This is a genomic window from Pseudomonas sp. BJP69, assembly GCF_007633355.1.
In the GTDB taxonomy this organism is placed as follows: Bacteria; Pseudomonadota; Gammaproteobacteria; order Pseudomonadales; family Pseudomonadaceae; genus Aquipseudomonas; species Aquipseudomonas juntendi.
Genome location: NZ_CP041933.1, coordinates 3,367,392 through 3,385,652 on the forward strand (window position 1 = coordinate 3,367,392; position 18,261 = coordinate 3,385,652).

17 protein-coding genes are annotated in these 18,261 nt (G+C 63.0%); 10 read left to right on the top strand and 7 right to left on the bottom strand.

The window, feature by feature from the left end:
• Nucleotides 1-280: 280 nt before the first annotated feature.
• Entirely contained in the window at nucleotides 281-1,369 is a 1,089-nt protein-coding gene (locus FPB55_RS15645; protein WP_009685895.1) for an asparaginase, read from the top strand.
• 52 nt (nucleotides 1,370-1,421) lie between these two features.
• Here the strand turns inward: FPB55_RS15645 and FPB55_RS15650 are convergent, their stop codons facing one another.
• On the bottom strand, nucleotides 1,422-1,913 hold the full coding sequence (locus FPB55_RS15650) for a GNAT family N-acetyltransferase (protein WP_144188622.1): 492 nt from the start codon (nucleotides 1,911-1,913) through the stop codon (nucleotides 1,422-1,424).
• 117 nt (nucleotides 1,914-2,030) lie between these two features.
• A complete protein-coding gene (locus FPB55_RS15655; protein ID WP_029884919.1) occupies nucleotides 2,031-2,951 on the bottom strand; it encodes a LysR substrate-binding domain-containing protein in 921 nt (306 codons plus the stop codon).
• Nucleotides 2,952-3,111: 160 nt separating this feature from the next.
• Here FPB55_RS15655 and FPB55_RS15660 point away from each other — a divergent pair, with 160 nt between their 5' ends.
• The 8 genes from FPB55_RS15660 (at nucleotide 3,112) to FPB55_RS15695 (ending at nucleotide 8,753) form a co-directional block, all read left to right on the top strand.
• Nucleotides 3,112-3,900, top strand: coding sequence for a YqcI/YcgG family protein (locus FPB55_RS15660; protein WP_047149980.1), 789 nt, complete (start codon nucleotides 3,112-3,114; stop codon nucleotides 3,898-3,900).
• A 2-nt stretch (nucleotides 3,901-3,902) separates the two neighbouring features.
• A complete protein-coding gene (locus FPB55_RS15665; RefSeq protein WP_115294176.1) occupies nucleotides 3,903-4,541 on the top strand; it encodes a LysE family translocator in 639 nt (212 codons plus the stop codon).
• A 39-nt stretch (nucleotides 4,542-4,580) separates the two neighbouring features.
• Entirely contained in the window at nucleotides 4,581-5,663 is a 1,083-nt protein-coding gene (locus FPB55_RS15670) for a hypothetical protein (protein WP_009685900.1), read from the top strand.
• A 139-nt stretch (nucleotides 5,664-5,802) separates the two neighbouring features.
• On the top strand, nucleotides 5,803-6,498 hold the full coding sequence (locus FPB55_RS15675) for a hypothetical protein (protein WP_047149981.1): 696 nt from the start codon (nucleotides 5,803-5,805) through the stop codon (nucleotides 6,496-6,498).
• A 121-nt stretch (nucleotides 6,499-6,619) separates the two neighbouring features.
• On the top strand, nucleotides 6,620-7,312 hold the full coding sequence (locus FPB55_RS15680; RefSeq protein ID WP_029884915.1) for an AzlC family ABC transporter permease: 693 nt from the start codon (nucleotides 6,620-6,622) through the stop codon (nucleotides 7,310-7,312).
• Complete coding sequence (locus FPB55_RS15685; RefSeq protein ID WP_009685903.1) at nucleotides 7,309-7,623, top strand: AzlD domain-containing protein; 315 nt, start codon at nucleotides 7,309-7,311, stop codon at nucleotides 7,621-7,623. The genes FPB55_RS15680 and FPB55_RS15685 overlap by 4 nt, the downstream gene beginning before the upstream one ends.
• The gene (locus tag FPB55_RS15690) at nucleotides 7,620-8,453 is read left to right on the top strand and encodes an AraC family transcriptional regulator (RefSeq protein WP_125854537.1); all 834 of its coding nucleotides are present in this window, start codon (nucleotides 7,620-7,622) and stop codon (nucleotides 8,451-8,453) included. The genes FPB55_RS15685 and FPB55_RS15690 overlap by 4 nt, the downstream gene beginning before the upstream one ends.
• Nucleotides 8,454-8,525: 72 nt before the next feature.
• Entirely contained in the window at nucleotides 8,526-8,753 is a 228-nt protein-coding gene (locus FPB55_RS15695; protein ID WP_029884913.1) for a hypothetical protein, read from the top strand.
• A 32-nt stretch (nucleotides 8,754-8,785) separates the two neighbouring features.
• Here the strand turns inward: FPB55_RS15695 and FPB55_RS15700 are convergent, their stop codons facing one another.
• From FPB55_RS15700 to FPB55_RS15720, 5 genes are all read right to left on the bottom strand, one after another.
• A complete protein-coding gene (locus FPB55_RS15700) occupies nucleotides 8,786-9,268 on the bottom strand; it encodes a copper chaperone PCu(A)C (RefSeq protein ID WP_009685905.1) in 483 nt (160 codons plus the stop codon).
• Entirely contained in the window at nucleotides 9,269-9,877 is a 609-nt protein-coding gene (locus FPB55_RS15705; protein ID WP_009685906.1) for an SCO family protein, read from the bottom strand.
• Nucleotides 9,878-10,179: 302 nt separating this feature from the next.
• The gene (nfuA, locus tag FPB55_RS15710; protein WP_003250416.1) at nucleotides 10,180-10,764 is read right to left on the bottom strand and encodes a Fe-S biogenesis protein NfuA; all 585 of its coding nucleotides are present in this window, start codon (nucleotides 10,762-10,764) and stop codon (nucleotides 10,180-10,182) included.
• A 58-nt stretch (nucleotides 10,765-10,822) separates the two neighbouring features.
• Nucleotides 10,823-11,857 (bottom strand): acyltransferase, encoded by a 1,035-nt coding sequence (locus FPB55_RS15715; RefSeq protein ID WP_009685907.1) that lies wholly within the window; start codon nucleotides 11,855-11,857, stop codon nucleotides 10,823-10,825.
• Nucleotides 11,858-11,970: 113 nt separating this feature from the next.
• Nucleotides 11,971-14,271, bottom strand: coding sequence for a fatty acid cis/trans isomerase (locus FPB55_RS15720; RefSeq protein ID WP_033691013.1), 2,301 nt, complete (start codon nucleotides 14,269-14,271; stop codon nucleotides 11,971-11,973).
• Nucleotides 14,272-14,451: 180 nt separating this feature from the next.
• Between FPB55_RS15720 and metH the strand changes: the two genes are divergently transcribed.
• Complete coding sequence (gene metH / locus FPB55_RS15725; protein WP_144188624.1) at nucleotides 14,452-18,159, top strand: methionine synthase; 3,708 nt, start codon at nucleotides 14,452-14,454, stop codon at nucleotides 18,157-18,159.
• Nucleotides 18,160-18,261 lie beyond the last annotated feature (102 nt).

Sequence of the window (18,261 nt, forward strand, 5' to 3'; positions counted from 1 at the left end):
GCGCTGATTATCCAGAATCTTTCCGCAAAACCGAACACCTTTTCCTACGCCTGTTCGGATTCTCGAATGGAACACTACCCCCGCAACGCCCCCCCTGGGTCGCGCCGGGCTGCGCTGCACCTGCGCCAACCTGCGCTGCGGCCGTGGTTTCGGGGCTGCTGCGCACAGCACTGCAACACATGGCGGTGCCTGCACCACTGCGCGCGCAAGCTGGTATGAAAGATGCCTTGCAAGCTGCGCGATTCAAAAACCATCTCATTTGGAAGAGAGCACAAGAACGATGAATGCCGCACTGAAAACCTTTGCCCCCAGCGCCCTCGCCCTGCTGCTGGTCCTGCCCACCGCCGCCTCGGCCAAGGAAGCCGAAACCCGGCAGAAACTGGCCAACGTGGTCATCCTCGCCACCGGTGGCACCATCGCCGGCGCTGGCGCCAGCGCCGCCAACAGCGCCACCTACCAAGCTGCCAAGCTGGGGGTGGACAAGCTGATCGCCGGCGTGCCGGAGCTCGCCGACATCGCTAATGTGCGCGGCGAGCAGGTGATGCAGATCGCCTCGGAAAGCATCAGCAACGATGACCTGCTCAAGCTGGCCAAACGCGTCGCCGAACTGGCCGACAGCAAGGATGTGGACGGTATCGTCATCACCCACGGTACCGACACCCTGGAAGAAACCGCCTACTTCCTCAACCTGGTCGAGAAGACCGACAAGCCAATCGTGGTAGTCGGCTCGATGCGCCCGGGCACCGCCATGTCCGCCGACGGCATGCTCAACCTCTACAACGCAGTGGCCGTGGCCGGCGACCAGCAGTCGCGAGGCAAGGGCGTGCTGGTGACCATGAACGACGAGATCCAGTCTGGCCGTGACGTAAGCAAGGCCGTCAACATCAAGACTGAAGCGTTCAAGAGCGCCTGGGGGCCAATGGGCATGGTCGTGGAAGGCAAGTCGTACTGGTTCCGCCTGCCGGCCAAGCGTCACACGGTCAACTCCGAGTTCGACATCAAACAGATCAGCAGCCTGCCACAGGTGGACATTGCCTATGGCTATGGCAACGTGACCGACACCGCCTACAAAGCGTTGGCGCAACATGGCGCCAAGGCGCTGATCCACGCCGGTACCGGCAATGGCTCGGTGTCTTCACGGGTAGTGCCGGCGCTGCAGGAACTGCGCAAGGAGGGTGTGCAGATCATTCGCTCGTCGCACGTCAACCAGGGTGGCCTCGTGCTGCGTAACGCCGAACAGCCAGATGACAAGAACGACTGGGTGGTGGCACACGACCTGAACCCCCAGAAGGCGCGGATTCTGGCCATGGTGGCGATGACCAAGACCCAGGACAGCAAGGAGCTGCAGCGGATCTTCTGGGAGTACTGATACCCCAGCAACCTCAGCAGCCACAGGCTGCTGAGGCCCGCTTCACGGTTGCCTAAAGGGCCATGACCATTTCGTGCCAGGCCATGCCGCCGTGGTCGGAGGGCGAAGGCCGCACGTACTGGTAGCCCATCTTGCGGTACAGCTCGACATGCTGGTCCTTGCACATCAGGTGAATGGTCTGCTTGCCTTGCGCCTTGGTCCGCGCAATGAATTCATCCATCAGCCGCTTGGCGTAGCCTTTGCCCTGGTGCGCAGGGTCCACCACCACCGACATGATCACCACATTGGCTGCCTGCGGGTCATGCCCGACCAACTCTTTGAACGCCTCGTCAGCCATCACCACGGCATGGGCACAGCCGCTGTTGATGAATCCCACGATGCCGCCCTGCTCTTCGAGCAACAGGAAGCCCTGTGGATACTGGCTGATACGGGTGCGGATCTTTTCCAGGGTGGCCGCCTCGTCGCCCTCGTAGGCACTCACCTCAATCTGGTAGCAGCGCTCGGCGTCGGTCATGACGGGCTGGCGGAATTGCAGGTTGCTCATGGGCAGGCTCCGGGTAACAAAATGGCAAGCCGGCCATTCTAAACCGCTGGCTGGCATGCGCGCAGCCGTTGCAAGGCACTTTGGCCACAGCGCTCTGCCACCGCGAAGCAGTACGGCTCAACCGTACAGGTAGTCGATATCCTTGTAGGCCAGCGGCGGCACCTGGCCCATCAGGAAGTCACGCAGCTTGTGCATCTGCCGCGCCTTGGGGCTGGCCTTGAGCCAGGTCATGTAGTACCCGTCGCCGGTGGCCACGGCATGCTTGAATGGCGTAACCAGGCGCCCGGCCGCCAGGTCGGCACTGGCCAGTACCAGGTCGACGACCGAAATGCCCAGGCCCTGCTGGGCAGCCGAAATGCCCTGGTCCAGCGTGTCGAATACCTGCCCCTGGTCGATACTGATGTGCAGCGCGTCCATCCGCGCCAACCAGCGCCGCCAGTCGCGCCGGTCGGGGGAAGGGTGCAGGAACTCGCACTGCGGCAGGTCGCTGAGGGCTGGCTGCGCTTGCGCCATGTAATCGGGGTGGCATACCGGTATCAGCCACTCGTCGAACAGCTTGAAGCTGTCGATGTCGGCAGGGAAGCGCCCGCTGGCCAGAAGAATGGCGCAGTCGTAAGGCTCGGAATAGAAGTCGACGCTGTCGATGTCCATCCACACGCTCGACAGCTGCACACTGCAGTGGTCTTCGTGCTTCTTGAACGCATCCAGCGCCCGCAACAGCCAGCGTACGGTCAGCGTGGAAGGCGCCTTCAGGCGCAAGCCATAACGGTCCTGGCGCAACAACGCGCAGGCATTTTCGATGATCTTGAAGCCCACTTTCAGTTCCTGGGCCAGCACACGGCCATGCTCGGTCAGGCTCAGCTTGGGCCCACGGCGCTCGAACAGGTCGCAACCAAACATGGCTTCGAGGGTCTTGATGTGGTGGCTGACCGCACCCTGGGTCAAGGCAAGCTCTTCGGCCGCACGGGTGAAGGAGCCATAGCGTGACGCCACCTCGAAGGCACGCAATGCGTGCAGGGCCTGGATGCGTTCCGACATGGCGATATCCCGAGCATGAGTGAGACTAATAGTAGGTCATAGTTCCACGCGTTTTACAACGTGAAGTGCGTCTCGGAAAATGCAGGTAAAAAACAAATATAACCAAGATCCTGCCTGCATATGACTGGAACGTTCATTTAAATTCACGCCTGGGGAAATCATGTTTACGGGATATGGAAATTGCTATCGCCTGGATGCGCTAGAGCTCGCCGCTGAACATGGTCATGACATGCAACACTGGACGTACACCACCGTAGAACAATTTCGCACCATTCTCGCCAACCCCGAATTTCCGTGCCTGTTCGGCCGCAAGGCGGTAAACGGCGAAACCTGTTACATCCTGTTCGCACGCGCCGAGCAACTGGCGGATGATATCGCACAGGGCCTGGCCGATTATGTGCGCCTCATCGCACCTATCACACCCCGGCAGCGCATCGGCAGCCCACTGGTGGTGTTTCTGCAGACGGCAGCCGACAGCAGCCTGAGCGAACAGCAGGCGCTGGCCTGGAAGGTGCTGCGCGGGGTGCATGCGCGCGACCCCCACCCCTGGCCACAGGGCATACCGACCGACCCCGCCGATACCGGCTGGTCGTTCTGCTACGCCGGCATGCCGCTGTTCATCAACATGAACTTCCCCGGCCACCAGCGCATGAAAAGCCGCAACCTGGGCCAGCACATCACCTTCGTCATCAACCCCCGGGAAAACTTCGACGAAGTGGCCGACACCAGCAGCGAAAGCGGCCGGCGCATCCGCGCGCGCATCCGCGAGCGGGTACACCACTACAACGATGGCGTCGTGCCCGACACCCTTGGCGCTTTTGGCGATGCCGACAACTACGAATGGAAGCAGTACCAGCTGCAGGAGGCAGGTTCGCTGAACCCGTCGCGCTGCCCGTTTCATACCCACACCGCACACCAGCCGACACCCGACATACTGATCGAGAACTGACCGTGAATACCGCACTCACCGCCACTTATGCCCTCACCGTCCTGCTGCTGATCGCCACGCCCGGCCCAGTGGTGGCACTGATCGTCAACACTGCGGCCGCTTCGGGCTCGCGCAAGGCCATGTTCACCGCCGTCGGCACCAACTGGGCGTCCCTGGTGCTGATTGGCGCAGCCGCCTGGATCATCCTCACCAGCGCGGCCATCGACAAGACCTGGCTCAACATCATGAGCCTGCTGGGCTGCCTGTTCATCGGCCACATTGCCGTGGGTACCCTGCGCGAGGCGCTGCAGGCGCCGGCTGCTGCGGCCTCGAACGAGGCCCCGAACGAGGCGGCCAAGCCCGGCCGTGGCGGGCTGCTGCAAGGGTTCATGGTGGGCATTTCCAACCCGAAGGACATCATCTTCTTCATCGCCTTCTTCCCGCAGTTCATCCAGATCACCGAGTCGTTCGGCAAAAGCATGGTGGTCCTGTCGCTGCTCTGGGTGGCCATCGACTTCGCTGTGCTCAGCCTGTACATCTTCGCCATCGGCAAGATCGCCTCGCAGCGTAGCAACCGGGTCATCAGCCTGGCGTCCGGAGTGGCGCTGCTGCTGATCGCCGCAGGCGGCCTGCTGTACAACCTGAAAGAACTGGCGGCCTGAAACTGCTGTGCACCCTACGGCGCCATTGAAGGAGCATTCATGAACCCCACCCACACCAGCCCGCCTCCTTCGCCGCTACCACAGGACTACCAGCGCTTTCTGCTGCGCGGCAGCCGCCGCGCGCCACACACCATGCATGTGCACGAAACCAGCTACCGCTCCGGCACCATCAACACCGATGCCCTGGGCCTGCGCTACAGCCATTGCGCCGGCAAGCGCTTTTCTGCGGGCGAGCGCGGCGGCGCTTCACGCATCAACTTGCTGGTGGGTGGCTCGACAGCCCTGGGCATCGGCGCCAGCTCCGACGAGCACACCGTGGCCTCGCACCTGTCGATGCTCACCGGCGAAGTCTGGCTGAGCCTGGCCGGTTGCGGGCTCAATGCCAGCCAGGAGCTGCTGTTGTTCCTGACCCACCAGCATCGCCTGGGCCAGCTCGGCCACGTGGTCGTGCTCAGCGGCCTGAACAGCCTGGCCCACGAAGCCCTGTGCGAAGTGCTTGCCAGCCCCGCAGCGGCCCATGGCAAGGCTTACCAAGACTTTCTCAACAGCTTCAGCGAAGGCCTGCAGCCTGCCACCGCCGCCCGCCGGCAATCGTTGTGGCGGCGCATTGGTCAAGCCTTGGCGCCGCCGCCGCCAGCCGAAGCCGTGGGCAGTTGGCCGCTATCCGCCCCGGAGAAGCGCCTGGCCCGCGCCGCCGACACCATTGGCCGCACGCTGCGGCAGTGGGACCGGTTGCTGGCCGACAGCCATGCGACCCTGACCTTCATCCTGCAACCGTTGCTGCCCTGGTGCCGGGAAACCCTGCCTGCCGGTGAACAGGCCATGTTGGCGGCACTGGAGCAGCAGCCGGGCAACTTCGACCGGCTGCTCGACGGCGCGTTCGACAGCCAACTGCACTCGGCGTTTTTTCGCCGCATCAAGAGCCAGGCCGATCCGGTCCCCTGCTACGACATGAACGGCATGCTCAGCAGCTCGCCCGTGTTCGGGGCAGATTTGTTCATCGATCGCCTGCACCTGAACGACCTGGGCAACAATGCCTTGGCCAAGGTGATCACCGCCAAGCTGGGCCTGGCCCAGGAAAAACACGCCCAACGTAATGTCACCCCTATCAGACTCGTCTGACATTTGCACAGCGGCCTTTCGGCCAGGCCCCTTGGCTGGCTAGAATACGTGGTCGTTCCGATTTCCCCGAGGCGCAATGCTTGACCGCCATGACCGTCGAAACCGTGCACTCTCACCTGGCCGCCCATGGGGTTCACCTGTGAGCCTGGCCATGCGCCTGCCCGCGCTGCTGGTTGCGTTACTGCCGCTGGCTGCCCAGGCGCTGGAGGTTAATATCGACCCGCATGCCGACCTGCTCTACCGCCAGGCGTTGCCATTGCTGGAACAGGCCGACAATCAGGAAGAAGGCAGCAGCACCCTGCGCACGTCGCTGGGCGCCGACCCGGAGCTCAGCCGCCAGGGGCAGGCAATGGCTCACACCTTGCCTACAGCGGTGGCCCTGTTGAAAAAGTCGGTCGAGCTGGGCCACCCGGTCGCCCAGTACCGGTTGGCCCTGTACTACATGACCTACCTTCCCGCGGCGCAGATCCCTGAAGCTGCCTGCCCGTTGCTCGAAGCCAGCCTAAAGCAGGGCTTTGCCGCACCCGCACCGGCCATCGCCACCTGGTGCCAGCCCTACAATGCCAGTAGCGATTACCGCACAGCCCTGGAGGCCATCCCCAGCATGGCCACCGTGTACGCCCCCTATTACCCGCAGCCTGCCACCCAGCTGGCCTGCCGACGCAACCAGCCACAAGGCCTGGAAATGCTGTGGGGCCGCCAGCGTGACTACCAGGCCGAGGTGTACCGCCTGCTCAGCGAACTGGACCCACAGCACCGGTTGAGCCTGCTGCAGAAGGCGGTCGACATCAATGGCTGCGTGACAGCGCAGCAACACCTGACCCGACACCCCTAGCCGGTGCCCGGGGGCATTACGGGCGCCCATGCCAAAAGCGCTGTCGACCAGCAAGATCGTTCAAGCCAACCCCCTGCCCGTCTGGCATGCTGGCCTGCCCTGTAAACGCATTGCAGACACCATGCCCACCATTGCTCGCCAAGCCTTTCTCCACGGCGCCATCGCCATCCTGCCGCTGTCCCTTGCCGTCGCCCCTTGGGGCCTGCTCGCCGGGTCGATGGCCATCGAGGCCAACCTAAGCCCTTGGCAGGGCCAAGGGCTGTCGGCCATCGTCTTTGCCGGCGCCGCGCAACTGGTGGCCATCGGCATGCTCAAGGGCGGCGCGAACCTGGCATCGATACTGCTGACCACTTTGCTGTTGACCTCACAGCACCTGCTGTATGGCCTGTCGATGCGCCCAGTGCTGTCCAACCAGCCGCTGCGCTGGCGGCTGGGCCTGGGCTTTCTGTTGACCGACGAATTCTTCGCCCTGACCAGCCAGTACGACCAGCAGCAGTTCAACCGCTGGTACGCGTTAGGGGTGGGCCTGACCTTCTACGTTGCCTGGAACCTGTTCACCCTGGCCGGCATCCTGCTGGGCCAGAGCATTCCACACCTGGACCAGTACGGGCTGGACTTTTCCATCGTCGCCACCTTCGTGGCCTTGATCGCGCCACTGGTGCGCAACCTCGCCACGCTGGCGTGCGTAGCCGTGTCGCTGTTCTGCTCGGTATTGTTCAGCTACTGGCACTGGGAGACCGCCCTGGTCGCCGCCGGGCTGCTGGGCATGAGCGCCGGTTTCATCTGCCAGAAATTTGCCGGAGCACGCACATGACCTGGGTGCTGATTTTTGCCATGGGCGCCATCGTGTTTCTCAATCGCTACGCGTTTCTGGAACCGCGCCTGCCCTTACGGCTTAGCTCCAACGCGCGGCAATTTCTGGGCTTTGCCGTGCCGGGCATGCTCACGGCTATCTGCGGCCCCATCATTTTCCTGCCCGAGCACCAGCTCGAACTGAGCCTGCTCAACCCCTACCTGCTGGGCTCACTGGCGGCCATCACCTTGGTGCTGTTGACCCGCAGCGTAGTGCTGAGCATGCTGGTGAGCATGTTGATCTTCTTCCTGTTGCGCAGTTGGCTGGCATGAGCGGGGCACTGCGCGAGCAGACACACCTTTGGCAGGCGCCAGCGCTGGGTGACGTCGAGATGCTGCACGCGCGTTACGTTCAGCAGCGCTTTGCCCCGCATGTCCACGAGGGTTATGTGTTCACCGTGATCGAGTCCGGGGCCCAGCGTTTCTGGCACCGCGGCAGCGAGCACCTGGCCCCGGTCGGCAGCATGGTGTTGATCAATCCGGACGAACTGCACACCGGCGCCACCGCTCACGAAGCAGGTTGGCGCTATCGCGGTTTCTACCCCGATCATGAACGGGTCACAGGGGTGCTCGAGGAACTGGAGCTGGGGCGTCACGGCATGCCCAGCTTCAAGGCCAGCGTGATCCAAGACCCTGCGCTGGCCGTTGCATTCAGCCAACTGCACCAGTTGTCAGAAGCCGGTGCCAGCGCCCTGCAGCAGCAAACCGCCTGGCGCCAGGCGGTGCTGGCGCTGGTGCAGCGCCATGGGCAATGCGCGGCGCCTTCGGCCCCGGGCCAAGAGCCCCTGGCAGTGGCCCGCGCGCGCGAACTGCTGGAAAGCCGGCTGGCCGACCCGCCTTCGCTGGAGGCGCTGGCAGCGGCGGTCAACCTGTCGCCATTTCACTTCGCCCGGGTGTTTCGCCAGGCTACCGGCCTGCCGCCGCATGCCTGGCTCAAACAGCGGCGCCTGGCCCGTGCACGGGAAATGCTGAAAAGCGGCCTGGTAGCGTCGCAGGTCGCGTTCGACTTGGGCTTTGCCGACCAGAGCCACCTGAGCCGGCAGTTCAAGCAGGCCTACGGCGTGCCGCCGGGCGTTTATCGCAGCGCCTGGAGGTCAGGCTGAGCTGTGGCACCTCGCCACAGGCAGGCCGCCTAGCCACTGCTACACTAACAGGGCTGAACGGAGGATCCTGCCATGTCCCAAAGAGAGCTCACCACCCTACTGTCGCTGATGAACCAGCGCCAGGCCTGCCTGAGTAGCGCGTGCAAGGAGATTGCCGACTGGATCGACCGGCAGGGCGATGTGCCCGCCGCAGGCAAGATTCGCGCGAGTTTACGGGCGCTGGAAGCCGACGAGGCGCAAGTCCGCAAGACCTTGACCTCGCTGACCCTCGACCGGCCACTGCCCAAGTTTCGCAGTTGACCGGCGCGCCAAGGCTGCCTTGCTGGAACCTGTCAGTGCTGCATGTGCATGTGGTCGTGGCCGCCGCCCGCCTCGGCGGTGAGCGCGCGCACTTCAGCCTGCACTTCCAAGGTTTCCTTGGCGCCTGTGGCGTCTTCGATGGTCAGGCTCAGCGGTACTTTTTCGCCTTCCTTGACCTGGCCGTTCAGGCCCATCAGCATCACATGCAGCCCATTCGGGTCCAGCGTAACGGCTTTGCCCGCGGGTAGCTCGACAGCCTTCACCTCACGCATGCCCATCACATCGCCGTTCATGGTCATTTCGTGTACCTGAACGGTCTTGGCAACTGGCGACGCCACGCTCACCAGCTTGCTGTCGCTGCTGGCGGTCAGGGTCATGAATGCGCCGGTGGACTGCTGGTGCGGCACGCTGGCACGCACCCAGGCTTCACTCACGGTGGTCTGGGCCAGGGCCGGCAGTGCCAGCCCGGCAAGGGCCAGGGCAGCCAAGCCGCGTTTGATCGGTTGCATCAACATTCAGCAGATCTCCATCAGGGTGACCAGGTCTTCGGCGCATTCCTTGGCTGTCAGGGAATGGCCCAGGCTCAGGCGCAGGGTGCCACGTGTATCGTAGACGTAGCTGGTGGACGAATGAGAAATGGTGTAGGTGTCCCCGGCCGGGACTTTCTCGTAGAACACCTTGAATTCCTTGGCTACTGCGGCAATTTCTTCGGGGGTGCCGGTCAGTGCGATGAACGTGGGGTCAAAGGCCTTGACGTAGGCATCGAGCACCTCGGGGGTGTCGCGCTCCGGGTCCAGGGTGATGAACACCACCTGGAACAGGTCGCGGTCGCGGCCGCGCAGCGTCTTGCGTATCTGCGCCGCACGCGCCAGCGTGGTCGGGCAGATCGCCGGGCACTGGGTGAAACCGAAGAAAATCATGGGCATGCTGCCGTAGAAGCTCGACAGGGTACGCACGTTGCCTTGCGGGTCCTTGAGGCTGAACTTGCGCCCGAGGATCTCGTTGCTCATGTTCTTGCCGTACTTGAACTCGAGCCCCCGCGCCGGGCTGCAGCCCGCCAGCAGGCCGAGCCCGAGAACGCCCATGCCGGCGACGACTGCCCGCCGGCTATATAGATCATTCATGAAACCATCCTTTACAGGGAAGGTGCCGGCCCTCGGGACGGGCCGGTCGAAAAAACCGGGGCATTCTGGCATGACACCCAGAGGGGTTCTACCCGACTTGGGCAGGTAAGGCCTGCAGCCCTTGAAATACGGGCTGCGGCCTGTTGTCGCAGGGCTTGAAAACGTAACACTTTATTGCTAAGTGTGCGGACTTTAGCGGCCTGTTCAGGCGCGGCCTCGTGTCGCGATCGGGCTGCAACGCAGCCAGAGCAAGCATGAGCCAAGGCAACGGTGCTGCTGCAGCCCAGCAGCTGCCGGAAGGCTTAGTAGTAGGCGTTTTCTTTCTGGCTGTGGTCAGTCACGTCACGCACGCCCTTCAGCTCCGGGATACGCTCGAGCAGGGTGCGCTCGATGCCTTCTTTCAAAGTTACGTCAGCCTGGCCGCACCCTTGGCAACCACCGCCAAACTGCAGCACAGCAATGCCGTCGTCCACTACATCTACCAGGCTGACCTGGCCGCCATGGCTGGCCAGACCAGGGTTGATCTCGGTCTGCAGGTAGTAGTTGATACGCTCGTTGATCGGGCTGTCTTCATTGACCATCGGCACCTTGGCGTTCGGCGCCTTGATGGTCAGCTGGCCACCCATGCGGTCGGTGGCGTAATCGACCAGGGCATCTTCCAGGAACGGCACGCTGACCGCATCCAGGTAAGCGGTAAAGCTCTTGAGGCCAACGGCGGTGTCGTCAGGCTTCTCTTCGCCCGGCTTGCAGTAGGCGATGCAGGTTTCGGCGTACTGGGTGCCCGGCTGGGTGATGAAAATACGAATGCCGATGCCAGGCGTGTTCTGCTTGGAGAGCAGATCGGCCAGGTAGTCATGGGCGGCGTCGGTAATGGTTATAGCGCTCATGTAGGTTCCTCACAGACTTGCCGCCAAGTGTACGCCAACCGGCGCATCGAACAAAGTCCTAGTATTTGACTCGGGAAAGCGCATAGGCCGGCTCGCCCCCTCGCGGCGCCGCCAGCCACGCCTGCATGCGCCGGTACAGGCCACGTTCCAGCCAGCAATAGCTGAACCACGACATTAGTCCAATGGACGGCACGCACACGGCGAATACCCAGTAAGGATTCAACTGCAGCCGCTGGCTGGCGAACCAGCCGGCATACAGCACCAGCACATGGATCAGGTACACGGAATACGAGCAGTCGCCCAGCGCCTTGAGCAGCCGGTTGCCTTTGAACATCGGTTCCAGGGCGATGAAGGCCAGCACGATCATTGCGCTCGGCACGCCCCAATGCAGCAAACGCTGCGATGCATCGAGGTGATAGATGGCCAGGCCTGCCGCCCCCAGCAACAGCAACGCCAGCACCCGGCCCTGGCGGATCAGCCCATGGCGGTACAAGACCCCAAGGCCGATGCCGAGCAGGAACTCATAGATGATGTCGTTGTTGTAAAAGCGGCTGAGCAAGCCAAACCGCCCCAGCACCTCGCTGACCAGCAGCAAGGCGCCAGCCACCAGCAACAGGTGGTGCCGTTTGCGCACAAGGAAAGCCAGGCCGAACAGTAGGTAGAAGAACATTTCGAAGTTCAGCGTCCAGCCCACGTTCAAGGTGGGATACAGGCCATAACCGCCGGGGTTCTCCGCCGGGATGAACAGCAGCGACAGCAGCAGGTGATGCCAACTGAACACCTGGTGCGGCATCCATTGGCTAAACGCCAGCAACAGCAAGGCCATCAGGGCCGTATAGAACCAGTAGGCGGGAACGATGCGCAGCACCCGGTTGAGCAGAAACTGGCGCGGCTCGACCGGCTTGTCGCAGGTCGACAGGTAGATGACCAGCCCACTGATCACGAAGAAGATGTCCACGCCCACGGCGCCCCGGTCAGTGAGCAATTGGCCGACGGGGCCCGTGGCATGGAAATCGAAGAAGATCTGCATGAAATGGTGGCAGACCACCACCCAAGCGGCGAACGCCCGCAATGCCTGAAGCGAATACAACATGAAAGAACCTGCGCTTTTCGGTGCATTGAGGCCCGTATCGGCTGCGTGAGCACCGATACAGGCCACCTAACCCTTTCCGACCGCAGGTGTATCGGAAAGGTCAGCCAAACCGATCAGAGGTTTTCGTAGCGGTTCATGTCCAGCACCCCGGCCTCGAGCGGCTCGGTTTCCTTGATGAAGCTGTTCAGGTCATGGAAGTAGCGCCAGAACTCTGGGTGGCTGCGGCGCACGCCCCAGCGCATGACAATGCGTTCGAACTTCGCCGCATCGTCCTTCGCGTACTCCATGTCCTCGACGAATTCCGGCACATCCTTGGTCGGGATGTTGAACATGAAGTTGGGGTAACTGCTGAGCACACCGGGGTACAGGGTCAGGGTGTCCAGGCCAGGCTGGTAGCGATAGGCCTCGCCAAGCAGGAAGGCCACGTTGCTGTGCGCGCGGTTGCGTAGCAGGCTGTACACCTGGCGCTGGCCGCCCTGCCCTTCGATGCGCAACATCGTCGCCTCGGGCAGCTGGTTGATCACCTTCAGCCCGGCCGCCGGGCGCGAGACCAGGCGGCTTAGCGACTGCTCGGCATTGCGGAACTCTTCGCTCATTTGCGGCCGCGAGCAGAAGGCGCCCTGGCAGCGGTTGATCGGGTCGGGCGCGGCATTCAGGCTGCCGGTGCGCTGCAACAGCTTGAGGCCGAAGTCGCGCGTGGGGTTGCGCGGGTCAAGCTTGATACCGCTCGGCGTGTCACTGTCGATGTCCTCGTAGTCCAGCCACATCTTGACCTTGCCGCTGTTCTGGTACCAGTCGCCAAGAATCGCCTTGCGCTGGTCTGCCGGCATCAGGCGCAGGAAATTGACCTCGGCACCGTTGCGGATCAGGTCGAAGTACAGGCGCGTCTGCAACTGGTGGGACACGTTGCCATACACATCGAAATTGACTGCCAGCTGGTAATAGGTGCGTTCGAGCAGCGGGTAGTCGAACAGCCAGACGGTAAGGGGCACGTCGCCGACCAGGCCCTTGGTGACCGAGGCGCTGTCGAAATGACGGAATATGCTCAGCAAGGCATTGTCGTTACCGGCCCACAGCGTCGCCCAGCCTGGGGCCGGCAGCTCGGCATAGGCTTCCCGGCGCAGCTTTTCATACGCGTTGCGCTTGTCGCGGTACGCGTGCCACAGGCTCAGCACACTGCCCACGTCGTCGTTCTGGCCTGGCATGGCCAGCAACGGCGTGGCTTCGCCGCGGTAGTGCGCATCGGTGATGTAGCGGTCGTGCGCGGGCTCCTGGAACAACGCCCAGAAGTTGTCGCGAATCACGTCGGTGGCGATCTGCCCCCGGCAGACAGGCCCGCGGATGAAGGTGCGCACGAAGTACTCGGCGTTATCCAGCATGAACTGGTAGCGCGCCACCGCCGGGATGGCCTCGAAGGTTTCGAACGGGTTGGCGCGGTGGCGTGGGCCATAGCCGGGCAGCGCGCTGGCATGCCAGTCACCGGCATAGAACAGCTGCTTCACCCGCTTGAGCTTTTGCGGCCCCATTGGGTAGGTGATGTGCGTCTTGTGCACGATCACGCCCTGCACCGGGATCAACCGGTAGTAGAAGTCGGTACCGGGCGGGTCGTTGGGCCGCCGCGTGGCGATGATGTCTGCTGGCTGGCCGCTTGGCGTACGCGAGCGCACCCACTGGAAGAAATGGCCCTGCTCACCCCCTGTAAAATAGATATGCGCCAGGAAAAGGTGCTCGTACAGCCAGCGGCCAACCAGTGCTTCGGTGGAGCCCGGGCGGTTGAGCAGTTCCTCCCATTCGGCGATTTGCCGGGCTTCGGCAGCGCTGGGTTGGATCGGCTGGTATTCGACCGGCGCGCCGGCGGCCAGCCAACGGCGCATGGTGTCGTATTCCTGGTCCGTCAACCCGGTCACGGCCAGCGGCATGCCTTCCCTGGGATGGGCGCCGGCGTAGGCATCGAACTCATGGGGCAAGGGGCACATGTTGTTGCGGTTCAGGCCCAGGACGATCTCGTCAGGCACCTTGGCATTGGGCGTGAGTGGCGTCTTGTGCCCCAGTTCGAGCATGCGCGCCATCAGCGCGGCCTGGCTGCCCTGGTTGTCGAGCACCGAGTAGAAGCCTTTCTTGCGCCACTCGCTCTCGCTGTGGGCGTCGTAGAACAGCCGCGTGGTGGGCACTGCCTGGCTGCGTTCGCCCTGGTACACCGGAACCTTGCTGGCCCCGCGTACTGCGCCTTCGGGGCTTTCCAGCTTCAGTTGGCAGGCGGCATCGTTGCAGGCGTGGCAGGCCACGCATTTCTCGGTGAAAATGGGTTGAATGTCCCGGGTGTAGGATATGGCCGGGCTCGACTGGGGAGCTTGCCCAAGCACCGCGCCACTGAGGAGCAGGGCGAAAGCGCCGGCAAGGATACGTTGCACCATGTGCGGAAAGTCCTGGTTCTTGAAGCCATCACGATTTGTTGCCTGGTCGTCCTTGGCCACCGTTTTTCACCGGCTAGGCCAACATGAGCAGAATTCATGGAAATGGGCGATGCACCTAAAAACCGCGCAGCTTTGTTATGATTCGGCCCCTTCTGATATTCGCCCGACCAGGTAGTTCCTATGTCCGACCGCAGCGCTCGTCTCCAAGCACTCCAGAACGCCCTCAAAGAGCGCATCCTGATCCTCGACGGCGGCATGGGCACTATGATCCAAAGCTACCGGTTCGAGGAACACGACTATCGTGGCACGCGTTTCGCCGATTGGCCAAGCGATGTCAAGGGTAACAACGATTTGTTGCTGCTCAGCCGCCCAGACGTGATCGCTGCCATCGAGAAAGCCTACCTGGATGCGGGCGCGGATATTCTCGAAACCAACACCTTCAATGCCACGCAAATCTCCCAGGCCGACTACGGCATGGAATCGCTGGTTTACGAGCTGAACGTCGAAGGTGCGCGCATTGCCCGCCAGGTGGCCGATGCCAAGACGCTGGAAACCCCCGACAAGCCGCGCTTCGTTGCTGGCGTGCTCGGCCCTACCAGCCGCACCTGCTCGATTTCACCGGACGTCAACGACCCTGGCTACCGCAACGTCACCTTCGACGAGCTGGTGGTCAACTATGTGGAGGCCACCCGTGGCCTGATCGAAGGCGGCGCCGACCTGATCCTGATCGAGACCATCTTCGACACCCTCAACGCCAAGGCGGCGATCTTCGCCGTGCAACAGGTGTTCGAGGAAGACAGCATCGAACTGCCGATCATGATCTCCGGCACCATTACCGATGCCTCCGGGCGCACCCTGTCGGGCCAGACCACCGAAGCGTTCTGGAACTCGGTACGCCACGCCAAGCCGATTTCCGTGGGCCTGAACTGCGCCCTGGGCGCCAAGGACCTGCGCCCGTACCTGGAAGAACTGTCGACCAAGGCCGACACCCATGTCTCGGCACACCCCAACGCCGGCCTGCCCAACGCCTTCGGTGAATACGACGAAAGCCCTGCCGAAATGGCCGCGGTGGTCGAGGAGTTCGCCGCCAGCGGGTTCCTCAACATCATCGGCGGTTGCTGCGGTACCACCCCAGGCCACATCCAGGCGATTGCCGAAGCGGTCGCCAAATACCCGCCACGCGAGATTCCGGAAATCGCCAAGGCCTGCCGCCTGTCGGGCCTGGAGCCGTTCACCATCGACCGCCAGTCGCTGTTCGTGAACGTTGGCGAGCGTACCAACATCACCGGCTCCGCCAAGTTCGCCCGGCTTATCCGTGAAGAGAACTACACCGAAGCCCTGGAAGTCGCCCTGCAGCAGGTCGAAGCCGGCGCCCAGGTGATCGACATCAACATGGACGAAGGGATGCTCGACTCCCAGGCCGCCATGGTCCGCTTCCTCAACCTGATCGCTGGCGAACCGGACATCTCGCGCGTGCCGATCATGATCGACTCGTCGAAGTGGGAAGTGATCGAGGCGGGCCTGAAGTGCATCCAGGGCAAGGGCATCGTCAACTCCATTTCCATGAAAGAAGGCGTGGAGCAGTTCAAGCACCATGCCCGCCTGTGCAAACGCTACGGCGCCGCCGTGGTGGTCATGGCCTTCGACGAAGTGGGCCAGGCCGACACGGCTGCGCGCAAGAAGGAAATCTGCCAGCGCAGTTACGACATCCTGGTCAACGAAGTGGGCTTCCCGCCGGAAGACATCATCTTCGACCCGAATATCTTCGCCGTCGCCACCGGTATCGAAGAGCACAACAACTACGCCGTCGATTTCATCGAAGCCTGTGCCTACATTCGCGACCACCTGCCGCATGCGCTGAGCTCGGGCGGTGTGTCCAACGTGTCGTTCTCGTTCCGTGGCAACAACCCGGTGCGTGAGGCGATCCACTCGGTGTTCCTCTACCACGCGATCCAGAACGGCCTGACCATGGGTATCGTCAACGCCGGCCAGCTGGAAATCTACGACGAAATTCCCGCTGCGCTGCGCGAAAAGGTCGAGGACGTGGTGCTCAACCGCACCCCGCACGGTACCGACGCCCTGCTGGCAATCGCCGAAGACTACCGCGGCGGCGGCGCCACCAAGGAGGTGGAAAACGAAGAGTGGCGCTCGCTGCCGGTGGAAAAACGCCTGGAGCACGCGCTGGTCAAGGGCATTACCGCATTCATCGTCGAGGACACCGAAGCGTGCCGCCAGCAGTGCGCACGCCCGATCGAAGTGATCGAAGGCCCGCTGATGAACGGCATGAACGTGGTCGGGGACCTGTTCGGCGCGGGCAAGATGTTCCTGCCCCAGGTGGTCAAGTCGGCCCGGGTGATGAAGCAGGCAGTGGCGCACCTGATCCCCTTCATCGAGGCCGAGAAAGGTGACAAGCCCGAAGCCAAAGGCAAGATCCTGATGGCCACGGTGAAAGGCGACGTGCACGACATCGGCAAGAACATCGTTGGCGTGGTGCTGGGCTGCAACGGTTACGATATCGTCGACCTTGGCGTGATGGTGCCGGCCGAGAAAATTCTGCAAACCGCTCGCGACGAAAAGTGCGACATCATCGGCCTCTCCGGCCTGATCACGCCGTCGCTGGACGAGATGGTCCACGTTGCCCGCGAAATGCAGCGCCAGGGCTTCACGCTGCCGCTGATGATCGGGGGCGCCACGACGTCCAAGGCGCATACCGCCGTCAAGATCGAACCGAAGTACAGCAACGATGCCGTGGTCTACGTCACCGACGCCTCGCGCGCGGTTGGCGTGGCTACCCAGCTGCTGTCCAGGGAGCTCAAGCCAGGTTTCATCGAGCGGACCCGCCAGGAGTACGTGGAAGTACGCGAACGCACCGCCAACCGCAGTGCCCGTACCGAGCGCCTGAGCTACGCCCAGGCCATCGCCGCCAAGCCGCAATACGATTGGGCCGGCTACCAGCCAGCGGTACCCTCCTTCACCGGCGTGAAGGTGCTGGAAGACATCGATCTGCGCACCTTGGCCGAATACATCGACTGGACACCGTTCTTCATTTCCTGGGACCTGGCCGGCAAGTTCCCGCGCATCCTCACCGACGAGGTGGTCGGCGAAGCGGCCACGGCGCTGTACAACGATGCCCGCGAAATGCTCGACAAGCTGATCGACGAAAAGCTGATCAGTGCCCGGGCGGTGTTCGGCTTCTGGCCGGCCAACCAGGTCGCCGATGACGATATCGAAGTCTACGGTGCAGATGGCCAGACCTTGGCCACCCTGCACCACCTGCGCCAGCAAACCATCAAGCCGGACGGCAAGGCCAACTGGTCGCTGGCCGACTTCGTCGCGCCCAAAGGCAGCGGCGTGACCGATTACGTGGGGGGCTTCATCACCACGGCCGGCATTGGTGCCGAGGAAGTGGCCAAGGCGTATCAGGACAAAGGCGACGACTACAGCTCGATCATGGTCAAGGCCCTGGCCGACCGCCTGGCCGAAGCCTGTGCCGAATGGCTGCACGAACAGGTGCGCAAGGAACACTGGGGTTATGCCCGCGACGAGCAACTGGACAACGAAGCGCTGATCAAGGAGCAGTACCGCGGCATCCGCCCGGCACCGGGCTACCCGGCCTGCCCGGACCATACCGAAAAAGAGACCCTGTTCCGCCTGCTCGATGGCACGGCCATTGGCGAAACCGGGCCAAGCGGCGTGTTCCTCACCGAGCACTTCGCGATGTTCCCGGCCGCGGCGGTCAGTGGCTGGTACTTCGCCCACCCGCAGGCGCAGTACTTTGCCGTGGGCAAGGTCGACAAGGACCAGATCGAGTGTTACAGCGCGCGTAAAGGCCAGGATGTCAGCGTCAGCGAGCGCTGGCTGGCCCCTAACCTGGGTTACGACAGCTGAGTCTGCCGGGGCCGCCTTGCGGCCCTTCGCGACACCCGGTTGCGGCTGCCCGGGCCCGGTTGCTTCGGCAGGCGCGGGCTCGGGTCGCGAACGGGTTGCACG